Source organism: Pseudomonas sp. LS1212, assembly GCF_024741815.1.
Taxonomy (GTDB): Bacteria; Pseudomonadota; Gammaproteobacteria; order Pseudomonadales; family Pseudomonadaceae; genus Aquipseudomonas.
On record NZ_CP102951.1, the window covers coordinates 563,964 to 585,379 of the forward strand.

Sequence of the window (21,416 nt, forward strand, 5' to 3'; positions counted from 1 at the left end):
CGAGCAGGGCGGCGGCTCTGGGCAATCGCGGGCGCACCGGTCAAAACCGACCACTGCCGTCGGATTTGGTCAAAATTTGTGCTATATTCCGCGCCCGCGATTTTCCATTACGCCAACACCGGTCATCGACATGCAAGCAGCCAAGCCGTTATTTGACTATCCCAAGTACTGGGCCGAATGTTTTGGGCCAGCGCCATTCCTGCCGATGAGCAGGGAGGAGATGGATCAGCTCGGCTGGGATTCGTGCGACATCATCATCGTGACCGGTGATGCCTATGTTGACCATCCGTCGTTCGGCATGGCGATCATTGGCCGCCTGCTCGAAGCCCAGGGCTTTCGCGTCGGCATCATCGCACAGCCGAACTGGCAGTCCAAAGACGACTTCATGAAGCTCGGCGAGCCGAACCTGTTCTTCGGCGTCGCGGCCGGCAACATGGACTCGATGATCAACCGCTATACCGCCGACAAGAAAATTCGCTCCGACGACGCCTACACGCCGGGCGGCCTGGCCGGCAAGCGTCCGGACCGCGCCAGCCTGGTCTACAGCCAACGCTGCAAGGAAGCCTACAAGCACGTGCCGATCGTGCTCGGCGGCATCGAGGCGTCCTTGCGCCGTATCGCCCATTACGATTACTGGCAGGATCGCGTCCGTAACTCGATCCTGATCGACGCGTGTGCCGACATCCTGCTTTACGGCAACGCCGAGCGCGCGATCGTCGAGGTTGCCCAGCGTCTGTCCTACGGTCACAAGATCGAAGACATCACCGACGTGCGCGGCACCGCGTTCATTCGTCGGGATACGCCCAAGGACTGGTACGAAGTCGACTCCACGCGCATCGACCGTCCGGGCAAGGTCGACAAGATCATCAACCCGTACGTGAACACCCAGGACACCCAGGCCTGCGCCATCGAGCAGGAAAAGGGCGCGACTTATTCAGGTACGGGGGAAGATCCGAACGAAGCCAAGGTCGTGCAGATACTGGCGAGCCCTCGCATGACGCGCGACAAGACCGTGATCCGCCTGCCGTCCATGGAGAAGGTGCGTAACGATCCGGTGCTGTATGCCCACGCCAACCGCGTTCTGCACCTGGAAACCAACCCGGGCAACGCCCGTGCGCTGGTGCAGAAGCATGGTGAAGTGGACGTCTGGTTCAACCCGCCACCCATTCCGATGACCACTGAAGAAATGGACTACGTGTTCGGTATGCCCTATGCGCGCATTCCGCACCCGGCCTACGGCAAGGAGAAGATCCCGGCCTACGACATGATCCGTTTCTCGGTGAACATCATGCGCGGCTGCTTCGGTGGCTGCACCTTCTGCTCGATCACCGAGCACGAAGGCCGGATCATCCAGAACCGCTCGCATGACTCGATCATCCGCGAGATCGAAGAAATTCGTGACAAGGTCCCAGGCTTTACCGGCGTTATTTCCGACCTGGGTGGCCCGACCGCGAACATGTACCGCATCGCCTGCAAAAGCCCGGAGATCGAATCCGCGTGCCGCAAGCCTTCGTGCGTGTTCCCCGGTATCTGCCCGAACCTGAACACCGACCACTCGTCGCTGATCCAGCTGTATCGCAGCGCCCGTGCCCTGCCGGGTGTGAAGAAGATCCTGATCGCGTCCGGCCTGCGTTATGACCTCGCGGTCGAATCGCCGGAATACGTCAAGGAGCTGGTGACCCACCACGTCGGTGGCTACCTGAAGATCGCCCCGGAACACACCGAGGAAGGTCCGCTCAACCAGATGATGAAGCCGGGCATTGGCAGCTATGACAAGTTCAAGCGGATGTTCGAGAAATACTCCAAGGAAGCCGGGAAAGAGCAATACCTGATTCCGTACTTCATCGCCGCCCACCCGGGCACCACCGACGAAGACATGATGAACCTGGCCCTGTGGCTCAAGGGCAACGGCTTCCGCGCCGATCAGGTGCAGGCGTTCTACCCGTCGCCGATGGCCACCGCCACCGCCATGTACCATTCGGGCAAGAACCCGCTGCGCAAGGTCACCTACAAGAGCGACGCGGTCACCATCGTCAAGAGCGAGGCCCAGCGCCGCCTGCACAAGGCTTTCCTGCGCTACCACGACCCGAAGGGCTGGCCGATGCTGCGCGAGGCCCTGGAGCGTATGGGCCGCGCTGACCTGATCGGGCCAGGCAAGCACCAGTTGATCCCGCTGCATCAGCCGGCGACCGACAGCTACCAGAGCGCACGCCGCAAGAACTCGACGCCGGCGGGCAGCCACAAGGTGGCCAAGGAACAGAAGATCCTCACCCAGCACACCGGCCTGCCTCCGCGCGCCAGCGACGGCGGCAACCCGTGGGACAAGCGCGAGCAGGCCAAGGCCGCCGCGTTTGCCCGCAACCAGGAAGCGGCCAAGGCACGCAAGGAAGCGGCCAAGGGCGGTGGCAAGAAAAAGCCGCGTCAGCCTGTGCTACCTCGGTGACTTCTGGGGGCCCTCAAAGACCTCGAGGGCCCCTGCCGGAAGCTTTCCATTCAGACTGTCAATCAGTCGCGTGCAGGAATAGCAGGTCGGGTATTTGCTGAACAGCAGCATGGATTTCACCTTGCTGTAGTCGAGCTTGTCCTGCTCCATCCTGGCGATGATGAGTCGTTCGGTGTCGAGTTCTCTCAGGTTGGTGGTGCCGTCGATAACTTTCGTGTTGAACAATGAGGGGGTCGCCGGAATGGAAACCAGGGTTTCGGGTGGTTCATTAAGCCCGGCCTTCGGTTGAGCATCGATATAGCGCTCACCGGTCGGGGAGATTGCATTGTCCCTTTCCACCACCCAGCCTGATGCAGGCGTTTCCTTGTCGATGTGGACTGCCAGAGGGAGCATATAGTCATTTTGTTTGCGTTTGCCGGAGATGCTGAAATAAGTCCGCGACGGATCGCCATTTTTGAATTCGATTTTCAGAAAGGCGTAGTTTTTCTGCCCCGCAAGTGCACTTATCTGATGGCGGCTTAGTACCGAGTCGGCGCTGTATTTCACTGATTGCGTCAGATCATTCAATGTGCCGGCGATCGCGCCTCTGGTGTGCGCTTCGGTCTTATTGGAAATACCTCCCCATTGTCTCAGGCGTGAACGCAGTCCCAGGTAAAAGCGAAACTGAGTGTACTTGCAGAACAGCGCCGCCTCGACCAGGTCCGTCCCCATCTCAAAAGGATTGTCAGGCGCAGGACCGAGCTCCGGAAGTCTGCCTGAGGCAATCTCTTCAGTTATCTGTTGTCGGTGGGTTGCCAACACTGCCGGATTGGTTTTCTGCATTTGATAATGCGCGTCGTAGGCGCCGTTATGAATCAGGACGAGGTAGTCGTCTTCCGTGAGCTTTTCCAAATCATCGGCTGTTTCAATGTGCCGCACCTGCATGCGCCTGAGTTCCACAGCAGCAGAGCCTTGGGTAAATGCAGCTCGGTAGTAAGTGTTGTTGTCTGCGCGCGTGACCAGCACCAGTGCATTGTCAGTCCTTTGCTTGGCGATAATGGCACTGATTGTCCGGATGTCGGCGATACCGTCTACGATCCCGCCCGAAATACGGATCTGTTTGAATACATCATTGCCCCCAAGCAGCGTAGCCTGGAGCGTGTCCTTGTAACTCAGTGGTGTTGCGGAGGGACTCAGGTCTTTCAACCGATTGCCATCTATTCGCATGACCCTGCTGTTATGCACCAATTTTCTCGTGCCGGTCGCCGCTTCAATACTTCTATTCAAAAACCAGGGGACGATGGCCGCGCCTTGAGTATTCGTTGTTGATACATCTACGTAATCCCTGTTGCGGGCTGCGAGTCTGCACACCTGGAGATCTTGCCCGCGTTTTACGCGGCATGCGGCTACCTGCAAGGGGGGTAGGTTTAGCCTGTTGACTTCCCGCCCGGGCGTTCTGCGCCAGACATTGCGTGTGGTTGCGAGCGTGGTTTTTTTGTACAAGGTCGAGCCGACCTTAAGATAGATCTCATCCCCCCAGTAGATCACTGTCTTCTCCAGATTCGGGAAAGAATCATTGAATTTCCAGTTGGCCTCATCAATCACCAATGGAATATCCGGAGGACGTTGCCTGCTGAGTTTTCCTTGAGTTGTGATTTCCATCAGCGAAGCGCCAAAGGGACGTTTGCTGAGGCCATCCACCCGATAGAACACGCTTTCATGTTTAAAGGCCACAACGCGGTGGTCTGCATTCAGCTTGCGATGGTAATAACCTTGGGCGCGTGACATATCCTTCGCATAAACACTGCACAGCGAACCGGAACTTGAATTGAGTCTGCCGCGCCATTCAACGCGCAAACGGGAAAGGTGTGTATTGAGCTTTGAGCGTAGAGGGCGACTCAGTTTAAGAGCGCCGAAAAAAGTAGTTTTTGTTAGTTGGTAGGGCGCGAGCAGGACGTTGAATTCTGAAAGCAAATCCGTGACCAGTTTTTGACCGATTGACCGGAAGGTGGGTTGGGTTGATCGAAAACCTGCGTTCCAGGTTGATTGAAGGGATTTTCCTATTCTGGATAGAGCTTTCCCGAAAGGAAAAGAAAACGAAAGAATATCAAGAGAGAGGCCTAGAACTCCACCGTATATTTTCTGTTGATCGCCTTCGCGGTGGCCCTGGATAATGTCCTCGATTGGGCTCCAAAGTGGAATGAAAAACTTTAGTACCGCGGCTTCTGCTGAGTCGTTATCAAATTTTGTAACGCCGGCTGTGGGTGTGGAGTTGACGTTTATTTCCAAGCAAAAGGTGCTCAACGATCAACTCTGCAATTGTGGTCGCCAGTGTTGAAAACCGTTCAGGAGCGATTTCTATCATGGGCACAAAGAACAGATATGACTGGGCATTGTTTTCAGGGGCGGACGCTGAGTTGTAGGCGTTCCAGTCAAGGGGAAGAAGTTTGGTTAAGTCACGCAACTCAGAAACATCTGCCGCTGCAATCACTTCGTTAATGTCCAGGCGTCTTCGAACAAGATTTTGATAGGGGAAGACCTCGTAGTACCTCAACTGATCGTCTTTTTTCGAGGCAATGATGAAGCCGGCGCGAGCAGTTCCACCTTGGAATTTTTTTAAACAGCAGAGCGTTGTCTGGCCAGAAAACAAGAACATGCGTTCTTCCAGGGGCAATGAGTCGATCAGCTCCCTTACGAGCGTGGTGGCGCTTTGTTGAGTGGTTTTCAACCACGCAGCATATTCATTTTCGAACGTCGCGTTGATATCAACCTTGCCACGGTAACTTAATCTGCGGCGCGATCCTGGGATAACCCATTTCTGAGGTTCCTTTGAGAGCGTGCCTGAGGCCAACAGATCTTGAAGGGTAGCGGTTTGACGACCGCCCGTGATTGGCCCGATGGCTCCCCCGCCAGGCGAATATTTTTCGGTTGTCAGGTCCCGCTCAAGTACCTCTGTCACTGGAATGCCAAGACGCTCAAGTTCCGCTTTCGCCATGTCAAGTCGCATAGGGGCTGCGTGGCTTAGCCCGAACATCGCCTCTTGAATACGCTGCTCATAAGCCATGAATTGCTTTTGGATGTCTTCGGCTTGAGCCTTGGTCGGTTGTTCACCGTCGTACAGCGAGTGTTCTTTGGCCCATCGCAATAAAGGCTCTGCCGAATAGAGCAGCATGAGCGTGTCATCATTTGCATCCCTTCCCACTTCTGCTTGCCGTAGCGTCAGGAGTTGTTGGTAGGACAGCGTCCTGGCAAGCCCCGGTTTGATCGCTTCGGCGATGTTCAACGCTTGCGAGAATTGAAACCAGGTCAGATTGCGCAGGTAACGCAGCGTGCCGGGAAGGTGAGGAATCCGGTACTCGAGCGGTAGTTGATCGCGCATGGACAATATTGCCAAAGCTGCAATGGCCGGGGATGACAACTCTTCGAAGTCAAGCAAGAGCGCTTCCAGATCATGCAGTGTTTGCTGTTGTGTTTTACCTGAATACCACGGCAGACGTACCCAGCTCTCAAGGAGTTTCCCTGTAGGGTCCATGTCGAGGGCGACGGCCTGTTCCAACAGCTTGAAAACTGCAATAGGGGAGGTATTCTGGCCGGGAATCGCACCGTACCAATCGAGTGCTTCCAACAGACGTTGACCCAGGGCTTGAGCTCTTGGGGCTTCAAGCAGCGCTACCAAATGCTCGAATGGGCGTTGGCGAATGGCCTGGGTCTCGGTATCCGTGAATGGCTTGCCTTTCAGATCTTCCAGCAGGCAAAGCGACGATCCTTTGAATTCAGCGACTGTTTCGATAATCAAATCTCTGTCTATTTCGTCCAGATCAATTTCGACCGTGCAGCGGTCAGCGATCCAGTAGTTCAACTCCTGTTCGTTTAACTGCAAAAGAGTTTCTTTCGAGGAAGCCGGCGTGGATAAAGCGTGTATCCCGTAGTATTTCAACATGCAGGTGGCGGTGAGGGTTCCCTGGGTTCGGAGTTGTCCTCCGAAATTTGTTGCCATCCGGACAAATGCACTCAATTTTTCTTTGAGGCTTTTCGGTGCAGCTGATACAGGGGGCAGGCGATGATATGTCCCGTCCCGGCCATTGATACCCAGCGTGCCGTCCTCGTTGACGATCAGGTCGGCCGGGTTTCCGATGCCAGTATTCGCCACGCAAAAGTGTTTGAAATCATCACTGTCGCGCAGGTTTTGCACGTCAGTAGTGACTGCTGCGAATTCATATGCCAGCAATGTGCCGGCTGTGGGCAGGAGGTAGTGATGATCAAGGCTCAGATTTGGATCCGCTTTTACCTCTTCAAGGGTTTCACGCAGCCGGACGAGATCCAGCTCTACGGCTGCAGCGATAGCGGAAAACGTTAAGGTGTCATCGTAATCAGATGTGATGTAGTCGGCACTGGACATCGGTTGTCTCTCCTTGTGCTACTTTCGCTTCTGCAAGCGGGAATGAAGTACAAGGAAAACGCGTAGAGTGCCCACGCAGGCAGTGAATATGTATTGTGCGTGAATTTTTGATGCCGCATCTCGGTGCAGCCTGCCTGTTTCAGGCGCCAGGCGCACGATTTCGGTGCCAAATCTGTTCGATCAATGCTCGCAACGACCAGCGCTGCGTGACTGGCACAAGTATTGCCCGCTTGTATTACCGTTCAGGCTCGCAGGAGGCACGCCGTGTCAATTCATGTCGCATTGCACCATGTCACGCACTATCGCTACGACCGAGCGGTCGAGCTCGGCCCTCAGATCGTGCGCCTGCGCCCCGCTGCGCACAGCCGCACGCGGATACTGTCCTATGCGCTGAAGGTTCAGCCCGAGCAGCACTTCATCAATTGGCAGCAGGACCCTCAGGGCAACTACCTGGCGCGCCTGGTCTTTCCGGAAAAGACCGATGTGTTGCGCATCGAAGTCGACCTGGTCGCCGAAATGGCGGTCTTCAATCCATTCGATTTCTTCCTCGAGCCCTACGCTGAGAAGATCCCGTTCAGTTATGCCCGGGACGAGAAGCATGAGCTGGCGCCTTATCTCGAACAGTTGCCGCTCACGCCAAAGTTCGCCGCCTACCTGGCCGGCATCGACCGCACGCCGACCGCCAGTGTCGATTTCCTGGTCGCCCTGAACCAGCGCTTGAGCGAAGACATTGGTTACCTGATTCGCCTGGAGCCGGGCGTGCAGACGCCGGAGCAGACGCTGGAGAACGCCTCGGGCTCGTGCCGCGATTCGGCCTGGTTGCTTGTGCAGTTGCTGCGTCACCTGGGCCTGGCCGCGCGGTTTGTCTCGGGTTATCTGATTCAGCTGACCGCCGACGTCAAGGCGCTCGACGGCCCGTCCGGCACCGAGGTGGATTTCACCGACCTGCATGCCTGGTGTGAAGTCTATTTGCCGGGCGCTGGCTGGATCGGCCTGGATGCGACCTCAGGTTTGTTTGCTGGAGAAGGGCATATTCCGCTGGCCTGCAGCCCGGACCCGTCTTCGGCGGCACCGATCAGCGGGCTGGTCGAGCCGTGTGAATGCGAGTTCGTCCATGAGATGTCGGTCGAGCGCCTGTGGGAAGCGCCCCGCGTTACCAAGCCGTACAGCGAAGAGCAATGGCAGGCGATTCTCGCCCTCGGCCGACAGATCGATACGGACCTGCTCAAGGACGACGTTCGCTTGACCATGGGCGGTGAACCGACCTTCGTCTCCATCGACGACCCCGATGGCGCCGAATGGAACACGGCAGCCCTGGGCCCAACCAAACGGCGCCTGTCGGCCGAGCTGTTCCAGCGCATGCGCCAGCATTATGCGCCACAAGGCCTGGTGCACTTTGGCCAGGGCAAGTGGTACCCCGGCGAGCAGTTGCCGCGCTGGTCGTTGAACTGTTTCTGGCGCCGCGATGGGCAACCGATCTGGAAGAACCCTGCGCTGATTGCCGAAGAAAGCGAGGACTACGGCGCGACCGATGTGCTGGGCGGGCGTTTCCTGGCCAGTGTGGCCGAGCGGCTCAAGCTGCCGACCCAATACGTGTTCCCGGCCTATGAAGACAATTTTTATTATCTCTGGCGCGAGGGCAGCCTGCCGCTCAACGTCACCGCCGAAGACTCGCGGCTTGGCGACGAGATGGAGCGCAAGCGCCTGCGCAAGGTGTTCGCCCAAGGGCTGGACAAGGTCATCGGCCAGGTCCTGCCGCTGGCGCGAACCGCGGCCGGTGACCGCTGGCAAAGCGGTCGCTGGTATTTGCGCGACAGCCATTGTCGTCTGGTGCCGGGCGATTCGCCGCTCGGTTACCGTTTGCCATTGGGGTCGCAGCCTTGGGTGAGCGCTGCAGAATATCCTTACGTGCACCCGACCGATGCGAACCAGGATCTGCCGCCGCTGCCGGCGCGAGCTGCGTTGCCGGACGCGTTGGCAACCGAGGCAAAAGACAACGAACCCGAGCGCATGCCCAAGGTCGACGAGTCCGCCGAATGGCTGACCCGCACGGCCTTGTGTGCCGAGGCCCGGGACGGGCGCCTGTATCTGTTCATGCCGCCGCTGGAGCGTCTGGAAGACTACCTGGAACTGGTCAGCATCATCGAAGCGACTGCGCAGGAGCTCAATTGCCCGGTGCTGCTGGAAGGTTACGAGCCACCCGGCGACCCGCGCCTGAGCAACTTCAAGGTCACCCCCGATCCAGGTGTGATCGAAGTCAACGTACAGCCTTCGGCCAGTTGGGACGAGTTGGTCGAGCGTACCGAGTTTCTTTATGAGCAGGCGCGGCAGACCCGCCTGAGCACCGAGAAATTCATGATCGACGGTCGCCATACCGGTACCGGCGGCGGCAACCACTTCGTCCTCGGCGGGGCGACGCCGGCCGATTCGCCGTTCCTGCGCAGGCCCGACCTGCTGCGCAGCCTGATCAGCTACTGGCACAACCATCCTTCGCTTTCGTATCTGTTTTCCGGCTTGTTCATCGGCCCGACTTCGCAGGCGCCGCGCGTCGACGAGGCGCGCAACGATGCACTGTATGAACTGGAAATCGCCTTTGCGCAGATGCCCGAACCTGGCCAGGAGTGTCCGCCGTGGCTGGTCGACCGGTTGCTGCGCAATCTGTTGATCGACGTCACCGGCAATACCCACCGCGCCGAGTTCTGCATCGACAAGCTCTACTCGCCCGACAGTGCCACCGGGCGGCTGGGGTTGCTGGAGCTGCGCGCTTTCGAGATGCCACCCCATGCACGCATGAGCCTGGTTCAGCAGTTGCTGCTGCGGGCGCTGGTTGCGCGTTTCTGGCGCGAGCCTTATGCACCGGCCAAACTGGCGAGGTGGGGTACTGAACTGCATGACCGCTTCCTGTTGCCGCATTTCATCGAACAGGACTTCGCCGACGTTATCGTCGACCTCAACGCCGCCGGTTATCCATTGCGCGCCGAATGGTTTTCCGCGCACCTGGAGTTCCGCTTTCCCAAGGTCGGCGACTATGCCGTCAACGGTATCGCGCTGGAGTTGCGCCAGGCGCTGGAGCCCTGGCACGTTCTGGGTGAAGAGGGCAGTGGGGGCGGCGCGGTACGCTATGTCGACTCTTCGCTGGAGCGGATCCAGGTCAAGCTCAACGGGCTTGCACCGCAGCGCTACCTGCTGACCTGCAATGGCGTACCCGTGCCCTTGCAGCCCACCGGCAGAGTCGGTGAATACGTGGCCGGCGTTCGTTATCGCGCCTGGCAGCCGGCCAATTGCCTGCAGCCAACCATCGCGGTGCACGCGCCGCTGGTATTCGATGTGCTCGATACCTGGATGAAACGTTCCCTGGGGGGCTGCCAGTACCACGTCGCGCATCCGGGGGGGCGCAACTACGAAACCTTGCCGGTCAACGCCAATGAGGCGGAAAGCCGGCGCATGGCGCGGTTCTTCCGGTTGGGCCACAGTCCCGGGCCATTGCCGGTGCCGACCGTTCAGATAAACGACGAATTTCCGATGACCCTGGACCTGCGGCGTTTTTGATCGGGAGTGATGGCACGGCGTGCGCGTGTATCCCCGTGTCATCTGTCTGCGCTAATCTGATTTCCACTTGTTGCCATCGAGCATCTCCATGCCTGACCTGCTTGACCGCTACCCGCTGACGGCGGGGACTTATCATGAAATGCTCGATGCCGGTGGCGCCGTTCGGCCCCACTGGAAACCCCTGTTCAATCAACTGCAGCGCAGCAGCCCGGCGCAACTGGCCCAGCGCCAGGCCCTGCTTACCCGGCAGATCCAGGAAAACGGCGTGACGTACAACGTCTATGCCGACTCCAAGGGTGCCGACAGGCCGTGGGAACTGGACCTGTTGCCGCATCTGATAGCGGCGCAGGAGTGGCAGCAGATAGCTGCCGGCATTGCCCAGCGCGCGCGGTTGCTCAATGCGGTGCTGGCCGATATCTATGGGCCGCAGCAATTGATTGCCGATGGGCTGCTTCCCGCCGAGCTGGTCTATGGGCACAACAACTTTCTCTGGCCCTGCCAGGGTATCGAGCCACCGGACGGGACCTACCTGCATGTCTATGCCGTAGACCTGGCGCGCACCCCCGATGGCCGCTGGTGGGTCACTGCCGACCGTACCCAGGCGCCGTCCGGGGCCGGCTACGCACTGGAGAACCGCACTATCGTTTCGCGGGCACTGCCGGATTTGTACCGCGACCTGCAGGTTCGGCACCTGTCCGGTTTCTTTCGTACCTTGCAGGAAACATTGTCCCGGCAGGCAGCCAGCGAAAACGAAGTGCCGCTGATTGTCATGCTGACCCCCGGGCGCTTCAACGAAAGCTACTTCGAACACCTTTACCTGGCCCGCCAGCTCGGTTATCCGCTGGTGGAGGGCAGTGACCTCACGGTGCGCGATGCAACGGTCTACCTGAAAACCCTGAGTGGCTTGCGCCGGGTGCACGCCATCATGCGGCGCCTGGACGACGACTTCTGCGACCCGCTGGAGCTGCGCACCGATTCGGCGCTGGGTGTGCCCGGCCTGTTGCAGGCGGTACGCCAAGGCCGCGTGCTGGTGGCCAACGCCCTGGGTAGCGGCGTGCTCGAATCGCCGGGGTTGCTCGGTTTCCTGCCGACCATCAACCAGCGGCTGTTTGGCGAAGAACTCATTCTGCCGTCCATCGCCACCTGGTGGTGCGGCGAGCCGCCGGTACTGGCCCAGGCCCTGGAGAAGCTGCCGGAGTTGTTGATCAAGCCGGCATTCCCGTCACAAAGCTTCATGCCCGTGTTTGGTCGGGACCTGGACACCCGGCAGCGCCAGGCATTGGCCGAGCGGATGCAGGCGCGGCCGTATGCCTATGTCGCCCAGGAACTGGCGCAGTTGTCCCAGGCGCCGGTATGGCAGCCCGAGGATGGGCAATTGCAGGCCCGGGCGATCGGTATGCGCGTTTTCGCCGTGGCCAGTGCCGACGGCTACCGGGTCCTGCCTGGCGGGCTGACCCGGGTGGCGGCCCAGGCCGATGCCGAAGTGGTGTCGATGCAGCGCGGTGGGGCCAGCAAGGACACCTGGGTGCTGGGTGAGCGCGCCCAGGCCGGCGAGCAATGGCGTGCCCAGCGCAGCATCGGGGTGCATGACCTGATTCGCCGGGATCCGTACCTGCCGTCGCGGGTGGTCGAGAATCTGTTCTGGTTTGGCCGCTACTGCGAGCGCTGCGATGCCAGCGCCCGGCTGCTGCGCATCATTCTCGCCCGCTATGTCGATGGTGACGACCCGCTGGCCCTGCAGGCGGCGGTAGAGCTGGGCGAAAGCCTGTTGTTGCTGCCGGAGGAGGGCGAGCTGCGCGAGCGTTTGCTGGCAGCCTTGCTCGATGAAGAATGGGCCTTCAGCCTGCGCTCCAATTTGCAGCGCTTGCAGTGGGCGGCTTCGCAGGTACGCGGAAAACTGTCCCAGGAAAACTGGCAGGCGCTGGTAGAGCTGCAGCGCGAAGCCATGAGCCTTGAGACCGATGATCCCGACTTCGGTGAGCTGCTGGATTTCCTCAATCGCCTGGTCATGTCGCTGGCGGCACTGTCAGGTTTTGCCCTGGATGACATGACGCGCGATGAAGGCTGGCGCTTCTTGATGATTGGCCGGCGCATCGAGCGCTTGCAGTCGCTGAGCGGCAGCCTTTCGGCCTTTTTGCGCGGCGTGGCGGTGTTCGATCAAGCGGGCCTTGAATGGCTGCTGGAGCTGGGTAACAGCAGCATCACCTACCGTTCGCGCTACCTGGCTGTGCCGCAATTGATTCCAGTGCTCGATTTGCTGCTGCTCGACGAGCAAAACCCCCATGCGGTGCTGTTCCAGCTCAAGCTGGTGACCCGCTCGCTCAATCGGCTCAACGATGACTTCGGCACCCCCCGCGAGCCGGGCCTGGCGATGCTGGTCCAGCGCCTGCAACACTTCGATCTGGGCACGCTGGAAAACCCCTTGTTCGGTACCACAAGCGTGCGGGCGGTGCTCGATGGCCTGGCCAATATGTTGCAAACCATCGCCGAAGCCAGCGGTCAGATCTCCGACCGATTGGCATTGCGGCATTTTGCCCACGTCGATGATGTCAGCCAGCAAACGGTGTCTGTCTAAAAATGAGCGCGCACTACCAGATCCTTCACGATACCCACTATCGCTACGACAGCCCGGTGTCCCTGGCGCAGCAGTTGGCACACCTGTGGCCGCGCGACTGTACCTGGCAATTGTGCAGCGAACAAACCCTGCAGATCAGCCCCGAGCCGACCAGCCGCCGCGACGAGCTGGATGTGTTTGGCAACCCGCTGACGCGCCTGGCCTTCGAGCGTCCCCACGATGAACTGCGGGTGTGTGCGCGATTGTCAGTTGAGGTGTTGCCCAGGGCCGAGGTGGATTTCTCCCGCTCGCCGGCCTGGGAGATGGCCCGCAACGCCTTGATCTACAGCGGCAGCCCGTTGCCCACGGATGTGTTGCAAGCCTGTCGCTACCGTTTCGAATCGCCCTATGTGCGCTTGAAGAAAAGTTTCGTGACCTTCTCCGAAAGTTGCTTCGCGCCGGATCGTCCCTTGCTGCTTGGCGTGCAGGCATTGATGGAGAAAATCTTCGATGAATTCACCTTCGATGCCGAAGCGACCCAGGTCGCCACGCCGCTGGTGGAGGTGCTGGAGCGACGCCGTGGTGTCTGCCAGGACTTCGCCCACCTGATGCTGGCCTGCCTGCGCTCACGCGGCTTGGCGGCGCGCTATGTAAGTGGCTATCTGCTGACCCAGCCGCCGCCCGGGCAACCACGCTTGATCGGTGCCGATGCCTCGCATGCGTGGGTCTCGGTGTATTGCCCGGTATCGGGGTGGGTGGATTTTGATCCAACCAACAATGTTCAGCCCGCGCTGGAGCACATCACCCTGGCCTGGGGCCGGGATTTTTCCGATGTGTCGCCGCTGCGCGGGGTGATTCTCGGCGGGGGCAGCCATGATCCGGAAGTCAGCGTCACGGTCATGCCCCGGGGCGAAGGGCTGATTTAACCTGGCGTCCGTTCGACGGTCAATCCGGGCGAGACATTTCGTATTGGGTGCCGCTGGCGCCACAGGCGTAAGCGGCAAGCAGGCTGCGAAACAGGCTATTGAGGTGCATGATCAGGCTCCAGTCCAAGTGTTGTCTGATGGTAGAGCCTCAGTGCATGATTGGCTGGTTGATTATCTTGATGGGCGCAATAGAGCAAACCCGCTGTCTGGCAGAGTTGATTCAAGTCATAGGAACTTGCGCCGGGATCAGGCAGTCTGCATTGAATAATAACCTGCCATGGAGATTCACCATGTTTGCCAAACTTGTTGCGGTATCCCTGCTGACGCTGGCCAGCGGTCAATTACTGGCTGCCGAATGCAAGGTCGATGTCGACTCCACAGACCAGATGACCTTCAACACCAAGGCCATCCAGATCAGCAAAAGCTGCAAGACCTTCACCGTTAACCTGAGCCATTCCGGCAAGCTGCCGAAGAATGTCATGGGCCATAACTGGGTCTTGAGCAAGGACGCCGACGCGCAACCGATCGCAACGGATGGCCTGAGTGCCGGTATCGACAAGAACCACCTCAAAGAGGGTGATGCACGCGTTATCGCTTACACCAAAATCATTGGCGGCGGCGAGAAGGATTCGGTGACTTTCGATGTTTCCAAGCTGGCTGCCGGTGAGCAGTACGCGTTCTTCTGCTCGTTCCCGGGGCACATCTCGATGATGAAAGGGACAGTCACTTTGGTTGACTGATCTGAAGGTTCTTCGGACCTTCATCGCTGGCAAGCCAGCTCCCACAAGTACGGCGGTGCCTCATGTGGGAGCGGGCTTGCCCGCGATCGACCGCACAGCGGTCGCAAAAAAACCTCAAGGCGCGAAAGGCATCTCGCGCTTGTGATGGGTCTTCTGGTAAGTCCTGCAAATAATATCGAACGCTTCCTGGCGCACCGGCTCGCCATGCAGGAAAGCATCAATTTCCGCATAGGTAACACCATGGGACGCTTCGTCCGGCTTGCCCGGTGCAAGGTCCTCGAGGTCCGCCGTCGGCACTTTTTCTACCAATGACTCCGGCGCTCCAAAGTGGCGGGCAATGGCGCGTACCTGATTCTTCACCAGGCCGCTCAAGGGCGCCAGGTCGCAGGCGCCGTCGCCGAACTTGGTAAAGAAACCCATGACCGCTTCGGCGGCATGATCGGTACCTATCACCAACCCCTGGCGTGCACCAGCGATGGTGTATTGCGCGATCATGCGCATCCGCGCCTTGGTATTGCCCAGCACGAAATCCACGGTTGCCGCCGGTTGGCCTTCAAACGTCTGGACTTCGGCTGCCAGTGCCTTGACCGCCGGGCCGATATTCACGGTATGACGTTCGTCCGGCGCGATGAAGTCGACGCAGGCCTGGGCTTCATGCTCGTCGTGCTGAGTCTGGTAGGGCAGGCGCACGGCGATAAAGCGGTACTGCTCGTCCCCGGTGCGGCTGCGCAATTGCTCCACGGCACGTTGCGCCAGCAAGCCGGCGGTCAATGAGTCCACGCCACCACTTATGCCCAGGACCAGGGTCTTGAGCCCCGAGTTCTGGAGGCATTGCTGGATGAACGCAATGCGTCGCGCCACCTCATCTTGCAGTGCGGTCTGGTCGGCGAATGGCGGCTGGACCTTGAGCTGTTGCGCTATTTCTTGCTGTACGGCTTGCATGGGTTATTCCTGGGATTCGGGGACTTTGAAAACATGGCGCAGGTAGGCGACGAAATTCGGGTCTTGGCGGCTTCGTCGGAGATCTTGGCAACGGGCGTACCGTTGCAGTCGGTCATTTTGCCAGCCTTTTATCCGTCGCGTGGGTTCCGGGGCCGAGTAAATCGGTAGCAGGCTCTTTGCCCCGGCACTTTCGCATTAAACGGCTAGCCTGTAGTTGTGCGCGTTGTAGCAATCGCGCACCGACATTGTGCAGTTCGGTTACGCATGCTGTTACATCAGGGTTGCACGTAAACAAATTCGAGGGTTGCAATGATGGCGTCCGCGGGTTGCTCATTTTTTATTTTTCGGTGCTACCAGTCTCGTTCCAGACGGTTGCACGTCCTGTAAAAAAGGGGCCAAAAAACTCTAATAACAAACTCATAGAGAGTTTTTCCAGAATAGAAAACCGATGGCACGCGCCTTGCTCGGATCAAGTGCTGAAGTTGTAGTGCCAACCAAAAAAAATTCAGGAGCACCACTCATGTCGCAGACGTTTTACAGGAAAGGTTTTCTGGCGCTGGCCGTAGCTACGGCGATGGGCGTTACTTCGTTTGTTCAGGCCGACGTCAAGATCGGTGTGGCAGGGCCTATGACGGGTCCAAGTGCATCTTTTGGCGAGCAGTACATGAAGGGGGCACAAGCAGCGGCTGATGCGATCAACGCGGCAGGTGGCATCAACGGCGAGAAGCTGGTGCTGGTCAAGGGCGACGATGCATGCGAGCCGAAACAGGCCGTTGCCGTGGCCAACCGTCTGGCCGATCAGGACAAGGTGATCGGCGTGGTCGGTCACTTCTGCTCGTCCTCGACCATCCCGGCTTCCGAGGTTTATGACGAAGCCGGCATCATTACCATTACACCTGGCTCCACCAACCCGAAAGTCACCGAACGCGGTTTGAACGCCATGTTCCGTATGTGCGGGCGTGACGACCAGCAAGGTATCGTGGCCGGCGACTACATCGTCGACGTGCTCAAAGGCAAGAAAGTCGCTGTCCTTCACGACAAGGACACTTATGGCCAAGGCCTGGCTGACGCCACCAAGGCGCAGTTGGAGAAGCGTGGCTTGAAGCCAGTGCTGTATGAGGGCCTGACCCGGGGCGAGAAAGACTTCAGCGCCGTGGTGACCAAGATCCGTGGCACCGGTGCCGATATTGTCTACTTCGGCGGTTTGCACCCTGAAGCAGGTCCGCTGGTGCGTCAGTTGCGCGAGCAGGGCCTGAAGGATGTAGTCTTCATGTCCGATGACGGCATCGTGACCGATGAAATGGTGACCACCGCCGGTGGCGCGCAGTACGTCGATGGTGTCTACATGACCTTTGGTGCTGACCCACGCCTGCTACCGGACAGCAAGGCGGTGGTGGATGCCTTCCGCAAGGCAGGCACCGAGCCTGAAGGCTACACCCTCTACGCTTACGCCTCCGTCCAGACCCTGGCGGCCGGTTTCAACGGCGCCAAGTCCAACAAGGGCGAAGACGCCGCCAAATGGCTCAAGGCCAATTCGGTGAAAACCGTTATGGGCGAGAAGGCCTGGGACAGCAAGGGCGACCTGAAAGTCTCCGACTATGTGGTCTACCAGTGGGACAAGGACGGCAAATACCACCAGCTGGAAAAACAAAAGTGACATGAGTGTTCACTTGGCTGGCGCCCTTGGGCGCCGGCCAGGCGAGCTTTGTGATCTGTGCCGTACCTGTCTTTTCTCGTAGATGTGCACAACCCTGCGCTGCGATAGCCACAAGCTCAACGTAGTCAGCGCTTGTGCAATCTCAAGTATGTGAGATTGCGTTATGGATGGTATTTTCCTGCAGCAAATGATCAATGGGCTGACCCTCGGGGCTGTCTATGGTCTGATCGCCATCGGCTACACAATGGTCTACGGCATCATCGGCATGATTAACTTCGCCCACGGCGAGGTTTATATGATCTCTGCTTACCTCGCAGCGATCAGTCTGGCTCTGCTGGCCTACTTCGGTCTTGAATCCTTCCCTTTACTGATTCTCGGCACGCTGATCTTCACCATTGTGGTGACGGCCGTTTATGGCTGGACCATCGAGCGCATAGCCTATAAGCCGCTGCGCAACTCCACACGGCTGGCGCCGCTGATCAGCGCCATCGGCATTTCCCTGATCCTGCAGAACTATGCACAGATCAGCCAGGGCGCACGGCAGCAGGGTGTTCCAACACTGCTCGAAGGTGCCTTGCGGATGGAAGTGGGCAATGGCTTCGTCCAGATCACCTACACCAAGATCTTCATTCTGGTGGCGGCGTTTGTCGGGATGGCCTTGCTGACCTACATCATCAAGTTTACCAAGCTGGGGCGCATGTGCCGGGCAACGCAGCAAGACCGCAAGATGGCCTCGATCCTGGGGATCAACACCGATCGGGTGATTTCCTACGTGTTTATCATAGGCGCGGCCATGGCAGCGCTGGCGGGCGTGTTGATCACCATGAACTATGGCACGTTCGACTTCTACGCCGGCTTCGTCATCGGTATCAAGGCCTTCACCGCTGCGGTACTGGGGGGCATCGGTTCGCTACCGGGTGCCATGCTCGGCGGGATCATCCTCGGCATTGCCGAATCGCAGTTCTCGGGGCTGGTCAACTCTGACTACAAAGACGTGTTCAGTTTCTCGCTGCTGGTGCTGATCCTGATCTTCCGTCCTCAAGGCCTGCTGGGTCGCCCTCTCGTGGCGAAGGTGTAAGTATGTCTGCTGCCAATTACAACACTATCGATATCAAGAAAAGCGTCGTCGATGCCATTCTTGCCGGTTTGATCTCGCTGATTGTATTCGGTCCGATCGTCGGCGTGGTGCTCGAAGGCTATAGCTTCAACATGGAGCCGGTACGGGTCGCCTGGCTGGTCGGCATCGTCATGGTAGGGCGTTTTGTACTGAGCCTGTTCCTGCAGACCCCCAAGGGCCTGAGCATCCTCGAAGGGTTCGAGAGTACCGGCTCTGGCGTGCATGTGCTGGCGCCGGATTACAAATCGCGGCTGCTCTGGATCGTCCCGCTGGTGATCGCAATCGCGATTATCTTCCCGTTCTTCGCCAACAAATACGTACTGACCGTGGTGATCCTCGGGCTGATCTATGTACTGCTGGGGCTGGGGTTGAACATCGTGGTCGGCCTGGCAGGCTTGCTCGACCTGGGTTATGTCGCGTTCTACGCCATTGGCGCCTACGGCATGGCGCTGGGCTATCACTACCTGGGGCTGGGGTTCTGGACCGTGTTGCCGCTGGCAGCGGTCGCTGCGGGGCTGGCGGGGGGGTTATTGGGCTTTCCCGTGTTACGAATGCATGGGGATTATCTGGCGATCGTGACCCTGGGCTTCGGAGAAATCATCCGGTTGATATTGAACAACTGGCTTTCGTTCACCGGCGGCCCCAATGGCATGCCAGTGCCGTCGCCAACGTTCATGGGCCTGGAGTTCGGGCGCAGGGCGAAGGAGGGCGGGGTGCCGTTTCACGAGTTCTTCGGTCTGGACTACAACCCGAACGTGAAATTCCTGTTCATCTATATCGTGCTGTTTCTGGTTGTCCTGGCGGTGCTTTACATCAAGCACCGGCTGACCCGCATGCCAGTCGGTCGGGCCTGGGAAGCCCTGCGCGAAGACGAGATCGCCTGCCGCTCCATGGGTTTGAACCATGTACTGGTCAAGCTTTCGGCGTTCACCATCGGTGCTTCCACCGCAGGGCTGGCCGGCGTGTTCTTCGCCAGCTACCAGGGCTTCGTCAACCCGTCCTCGTTCACCTTCTTCGAGTCAGCCTTGATTCTGGCCATCGTGGTGCTCGGTGGCATGGGCTCGACGATTGGCGTGGTCATCGCGGCTTTCGTGCTGACCGTGGCCCCGGAACTGCTGCGCGAATTCTCGGAGTACCGCGTGCTGCTGTTCGGCGTACTGATGGTGTTGATGATGATCTGGCGGCCACGAGGCTTGATCCGTATCAGCCGTACCGGTGTGAGCCCGCGTAAAGGAGTGGCGCCATGAGCGACGAAATCGTTCTCTCGGTAAAGAACCTGATGATGCACTTTGGCGGGATCAAGGCCCTCAGTGACGTCAGCCTCGAGGTCAAGCGCAATTCGATCTTTGCCCTGATCGGGCCGAACGGCGCCGGCAAGACCACGGTGTTCAACTGCCTGACCGGTTTCTACAAAGCCACGGGCGGGCATATCGAGCTCAACATACGCGGTACCAGCACCAACGTGATCAAGACGCTTGGCGAGCCCTTGCGCGCTACCGACTTCATCTCGCCCAGACAGTTTTGCAGTCGCCTGTTCTACAAGATGTTTGGCGGTACCCATCTGATCAACCGGGCCGGGTTGGCGCGCACCTTCCAGAACATTCGCCTGTTCAGGGAGATGTCGGTCATCGAGAACCTGCTGGTGGCCCAGCACATGTGGGTCAATCGCAATCTGGTCTCGGGCATTCTCAATACCAGGAGTTACCGCAAGGCCGAAAGCGATGCGCTGGACCATGCCTTCTATTGGCTGGAAGTGGTGGATCTGGTGGATTGCGCCAACCGGCTGGCCGGTGAGCTTTCCTACGGCCAGCAACGCCGCCTGGAGATCGCCCGGGCCATGTGCACCCGGCCCAAGATCATCTGCCTTGACGAACCGGCAGCGGGCCTCAACCCGCAGGAAACCGCAGCGCTGAGCGCGATGATCCGCCACTTGCGCGACGACCATGACATTACCGTGGTCTTGATCGAACACGACATGGGCATGGTGATGAGTATTTCCGATCATATCGTGGTGCTGGACCACGGCAACGTGATCGCCGAGGGCGGGCCGGAGCAGATCCGTCACGACCCGAAAGTGATCGCCGCCTACCTGGGTGCTGATGAAGAGGAGTTGGTATGAGCGCACCGATCCTCGAACTGAAAGAGATCGACGTGTTTTACGGGCCGATCCAGGCCTTGAAGAAAGTCTCGCTGCACATCAATGAAGGCGAGACGGTCAGCCTCATCGGCTCCAACGGGGCGGGCAAGTCCACCCTGCTGATGTCGATTTTCGGCCAGCCACGGGCCAGTCATGGCCAGATCGTCTATCGCGGTACGGACATTACCCACAAGTCCTCCCACTACATCGCTTCCAACGGCATCGCTCAATCGCCGGAGGGGCGTCGGGTATTCCCCGACATGACGGTGGAAGAGAACCTGATGATGGGGACCATTCCGATCGGCGACCAATATGCCAAGGAAGACATGCAGCGCATGTTCGAACTGTTTCCACGGCTCAAGGAGCGGCGCAATCAGCGGGCCATGACCATGTCCGGCGGCGAGCAGCAGATGCTGGCCATCGCCCGGGCGCTGATGAGCCGGCCCAAGCTGTTGCTGCTCGACGAACCGAGCCTTGGCCTGGCGCCGATCGTGGTCAAGCAGATCTTCAGTACCCTGCGCGAGCTGGCGGCTACCGGCATGACCATCTTCCTGGTCGAGCAGAACGCCAACCACGCCTTGAAACTGTCGGACCGGGGCTATGTGATGGTTAACGGGCAGATTCGCCTGACAGGTACCGGTAAAGAACTGCTGGTCAACGAGGAGGTGCGTAACGCTTATCTGGGCGGTCACTGACCGTTGTTCGCATTATGAAAACGCCCCGGTGGATAAAACCGGGGCGTTTTTTTTCATTCACAGCTTTGTGGACAACCGATTTGGCAAGCTCCGGAACCGCGACATAAAGCCGCTTCAACGGGTTGTTTTGTCATGGTTTTGACTTGTCCACGGTTGCTGTGGAGGCGGCTGTGGGTAACATGGGAGCATGTGGCTGCAGGCCTTGTATTTCGTGGCTTTCAGAGGTGTGATTAGATTTTGATCAGTGCTCTTTTGCAGATTGGTGATTGTATTTGTCA

General features: G+C 58.9%; 13 protein-coding genes and 1 pseudogene. 10 read left to right on the plus strand and 4 right to left on the minus strand.

What is annotated here, in order from left to right:
• The first annotated feature begins 130 nt into the window (after positions 1-130).
• Positions 131-2,443 (plus strand): YgiQ family radical SAM protein, encoded by a 2,313-nt coding sequence (locus NVV94_RS02560; protein ID WP_258445694.1) that lies wholly within the window; start codon positions 131-133, stop codon positions 2,441-2,443.
• Here NVV94_RS02560 and NVV94_RS02565 read toward each other — a convergent pair.
• Both NVV94_RS02565 and NVV94_RS02570 read right to left on the minus strand, forming a co-directional pair.
• Positions 2,432-4,711 (minus strand): hypothetical protein, encoded by a 2,280-nt coding sequence (locus NVV94_RS02565; protein WP_258445695.1) that lies wholly within the window; start codon positions 4,709-4,711, stop codon positions 2,432-2,434. The genes NVV94_RS02560 and NVV94_RS02565 overlap by 12 nt on opposite strands.
• Complete coding sequence (locus NVV94_RS02570; protein WP_258445696.1) at positions 4,662-6,821, minus strand: hypothetical protein; 2,160 nt, start codon at positions 6,819-6,821, stop codon at positions 4,662-4,664. Before NVV94_RS02570 ends, NVV94_RS02565 begins: the two co-directional genes overlap by 50 nt.
• A gap of 264 nt (positions 6,822-7,085) precedes the next feature.
• On the opposite strand from NVV94_RS02570, the gene NVV94_RS02575 reads away from it, so the two are divergent.
• The 4 genes from NVV94_RS02575 to azu all read left to right on the plus strand — a co-directional run bounded on the left by NVV94_RS02575 (position 7,086) and on the right by azu (position 14,590).
• The gene (locus tag NVV94_RS02575; protein WP_258445697.1) at positions 7,086-10,370 is read left to right on the plus strand and encodes a DUF2126 domain-containing protein; all 3,285 of its coding nucleotides are present in this window, start codon (positions 7,086-7,088) and stop codon (positions 10,368-10,370) included.
• A gap of 88 nt (positions 10,371-10,458) precedes the next feature.
• Positions 10,459-12,945, plus strand: coding sequence for a circularly permuted type 2 ATP-grasp protein (locus NVV94_RS02580; protein WP_258445698.1), 2,487 nt, complete (start codon positions 10,459-10,461; stop codon positions 12,943-12,945).
• Between the two features lie 2 nt (positions 12,946-12,947).
• Positions 12,948-13,850, plus strand: coding sequence for a transglutaminase family protein (locus NVV94_RS02585; RefSeq protein WP_258445699.1), 903 nt, complete (start codon positions 12,948-12,950; stop codon positions 13,848-13,850).
• 290 nt (positions 13,851-14,140) lie between these two features.
• Positions 14,141-14,590: an azurin gene (gene azu, locus NVV94_RS02590; RefSeq protein WP_258445700.1), complete on the plus strand. Its 450-nt coding sequence runs from the start codon at positions 14,141-14,143 to the stop codon at positions 14,588-14,590.
• 114 nt (positions 14,591-14,704) lie between these two features.
• Here azu and nadE read toward each other — a convergent pair whose 3' ends face one another.
• Positions 14,705-15,532: an ammonia-dependent NAD(+) synthetase gene (gene nadE, locus NVV94_RS02595; protein WP_258445701.1), complete on the minus strand. Its 828-nt coding sequence runs from the start codon at positions 15,530-15,532 to the stop codon at positions 14,705-14,707.
• A 3-nt stretch (positions 15,533-15,535) separates the two neighbouring features.
• Positions 15,536-15,651, minus strand: a pseudogene (locus NVV94_RS26785) (hypothetical protein); the annotation flags it as partial.
• 401 nt (positions 15,652-16,052) lie between these two features.
• Here NVV94_RS26785 and NVV94_RS02600 point away from each other — a divergent pair.
• The 5 genes from NVV94_RS02600 (at position 16,053) to NVV94_RS02620 (ending at position 21,138) form a co-directional block, all read left to right on the plus strand.
• A complete protein-coding gene (locus NVV94_RS02600; protein WP_258445702.1) occupies positions 16,053-17,189 on the plus strand; it encodes a branched-chain amino acid ABC transporter substrate-binding protein in 1,137 nt (378 codons plus the stop codon).
• Positions 17,190-17,352: 163 nt separating this feature from the next.
• A complete protein-coding gene (locus NVV94_RS02605) occupies positions 17,353-18,267 on the plus strand; it encodes an ABC transporter permease subunit (protein ID WP_258445703.1) in 915 nt (304 codons plus the stop codon).
• 2 nt (positions 18,268-18,269) lie between these two features.
• Positions 18,270-19,553 (plus strand): high-affinity branched-chain amino acid ABC transporter permease LivM, encoded by a 1,284-nt coding sequence (gene livM / locus NVV94_RS02610; RefSeq protein WP_258445704.1) that lies wholly within the window; start codon positions 18,270-18,272, stop codon positions 19,551-19,553.
• A complete protein-coding gene (locus NVV94_RS02615) occupies positions 19,550-20,425 on the plus strand; it encodes an ABC transporter ATP-binding protein (RefSeq protein ID WP_258445705.1) in 876 nt (291 codons plus the stop codon). The genes livM and NVV94_RS02615 overlap by 4 nt, the downstream gene beginning before the upstream one ends.
• Entirely contained in the window at positions 20,422-21,138 is a 717-nt protein-coding gene (locus tag NVV94_RS02620) for an ABC transporter ATP-binding protein (protein WP_258445706.1), read from the plus strand. The genes NVV94_RS02615 and NVV94_RS02620 overlap by 4 nt, the downstream gene beginning before the upstream one ends.
• Positions 21,139-21,416: the final 278 nt, after the last annotated feature.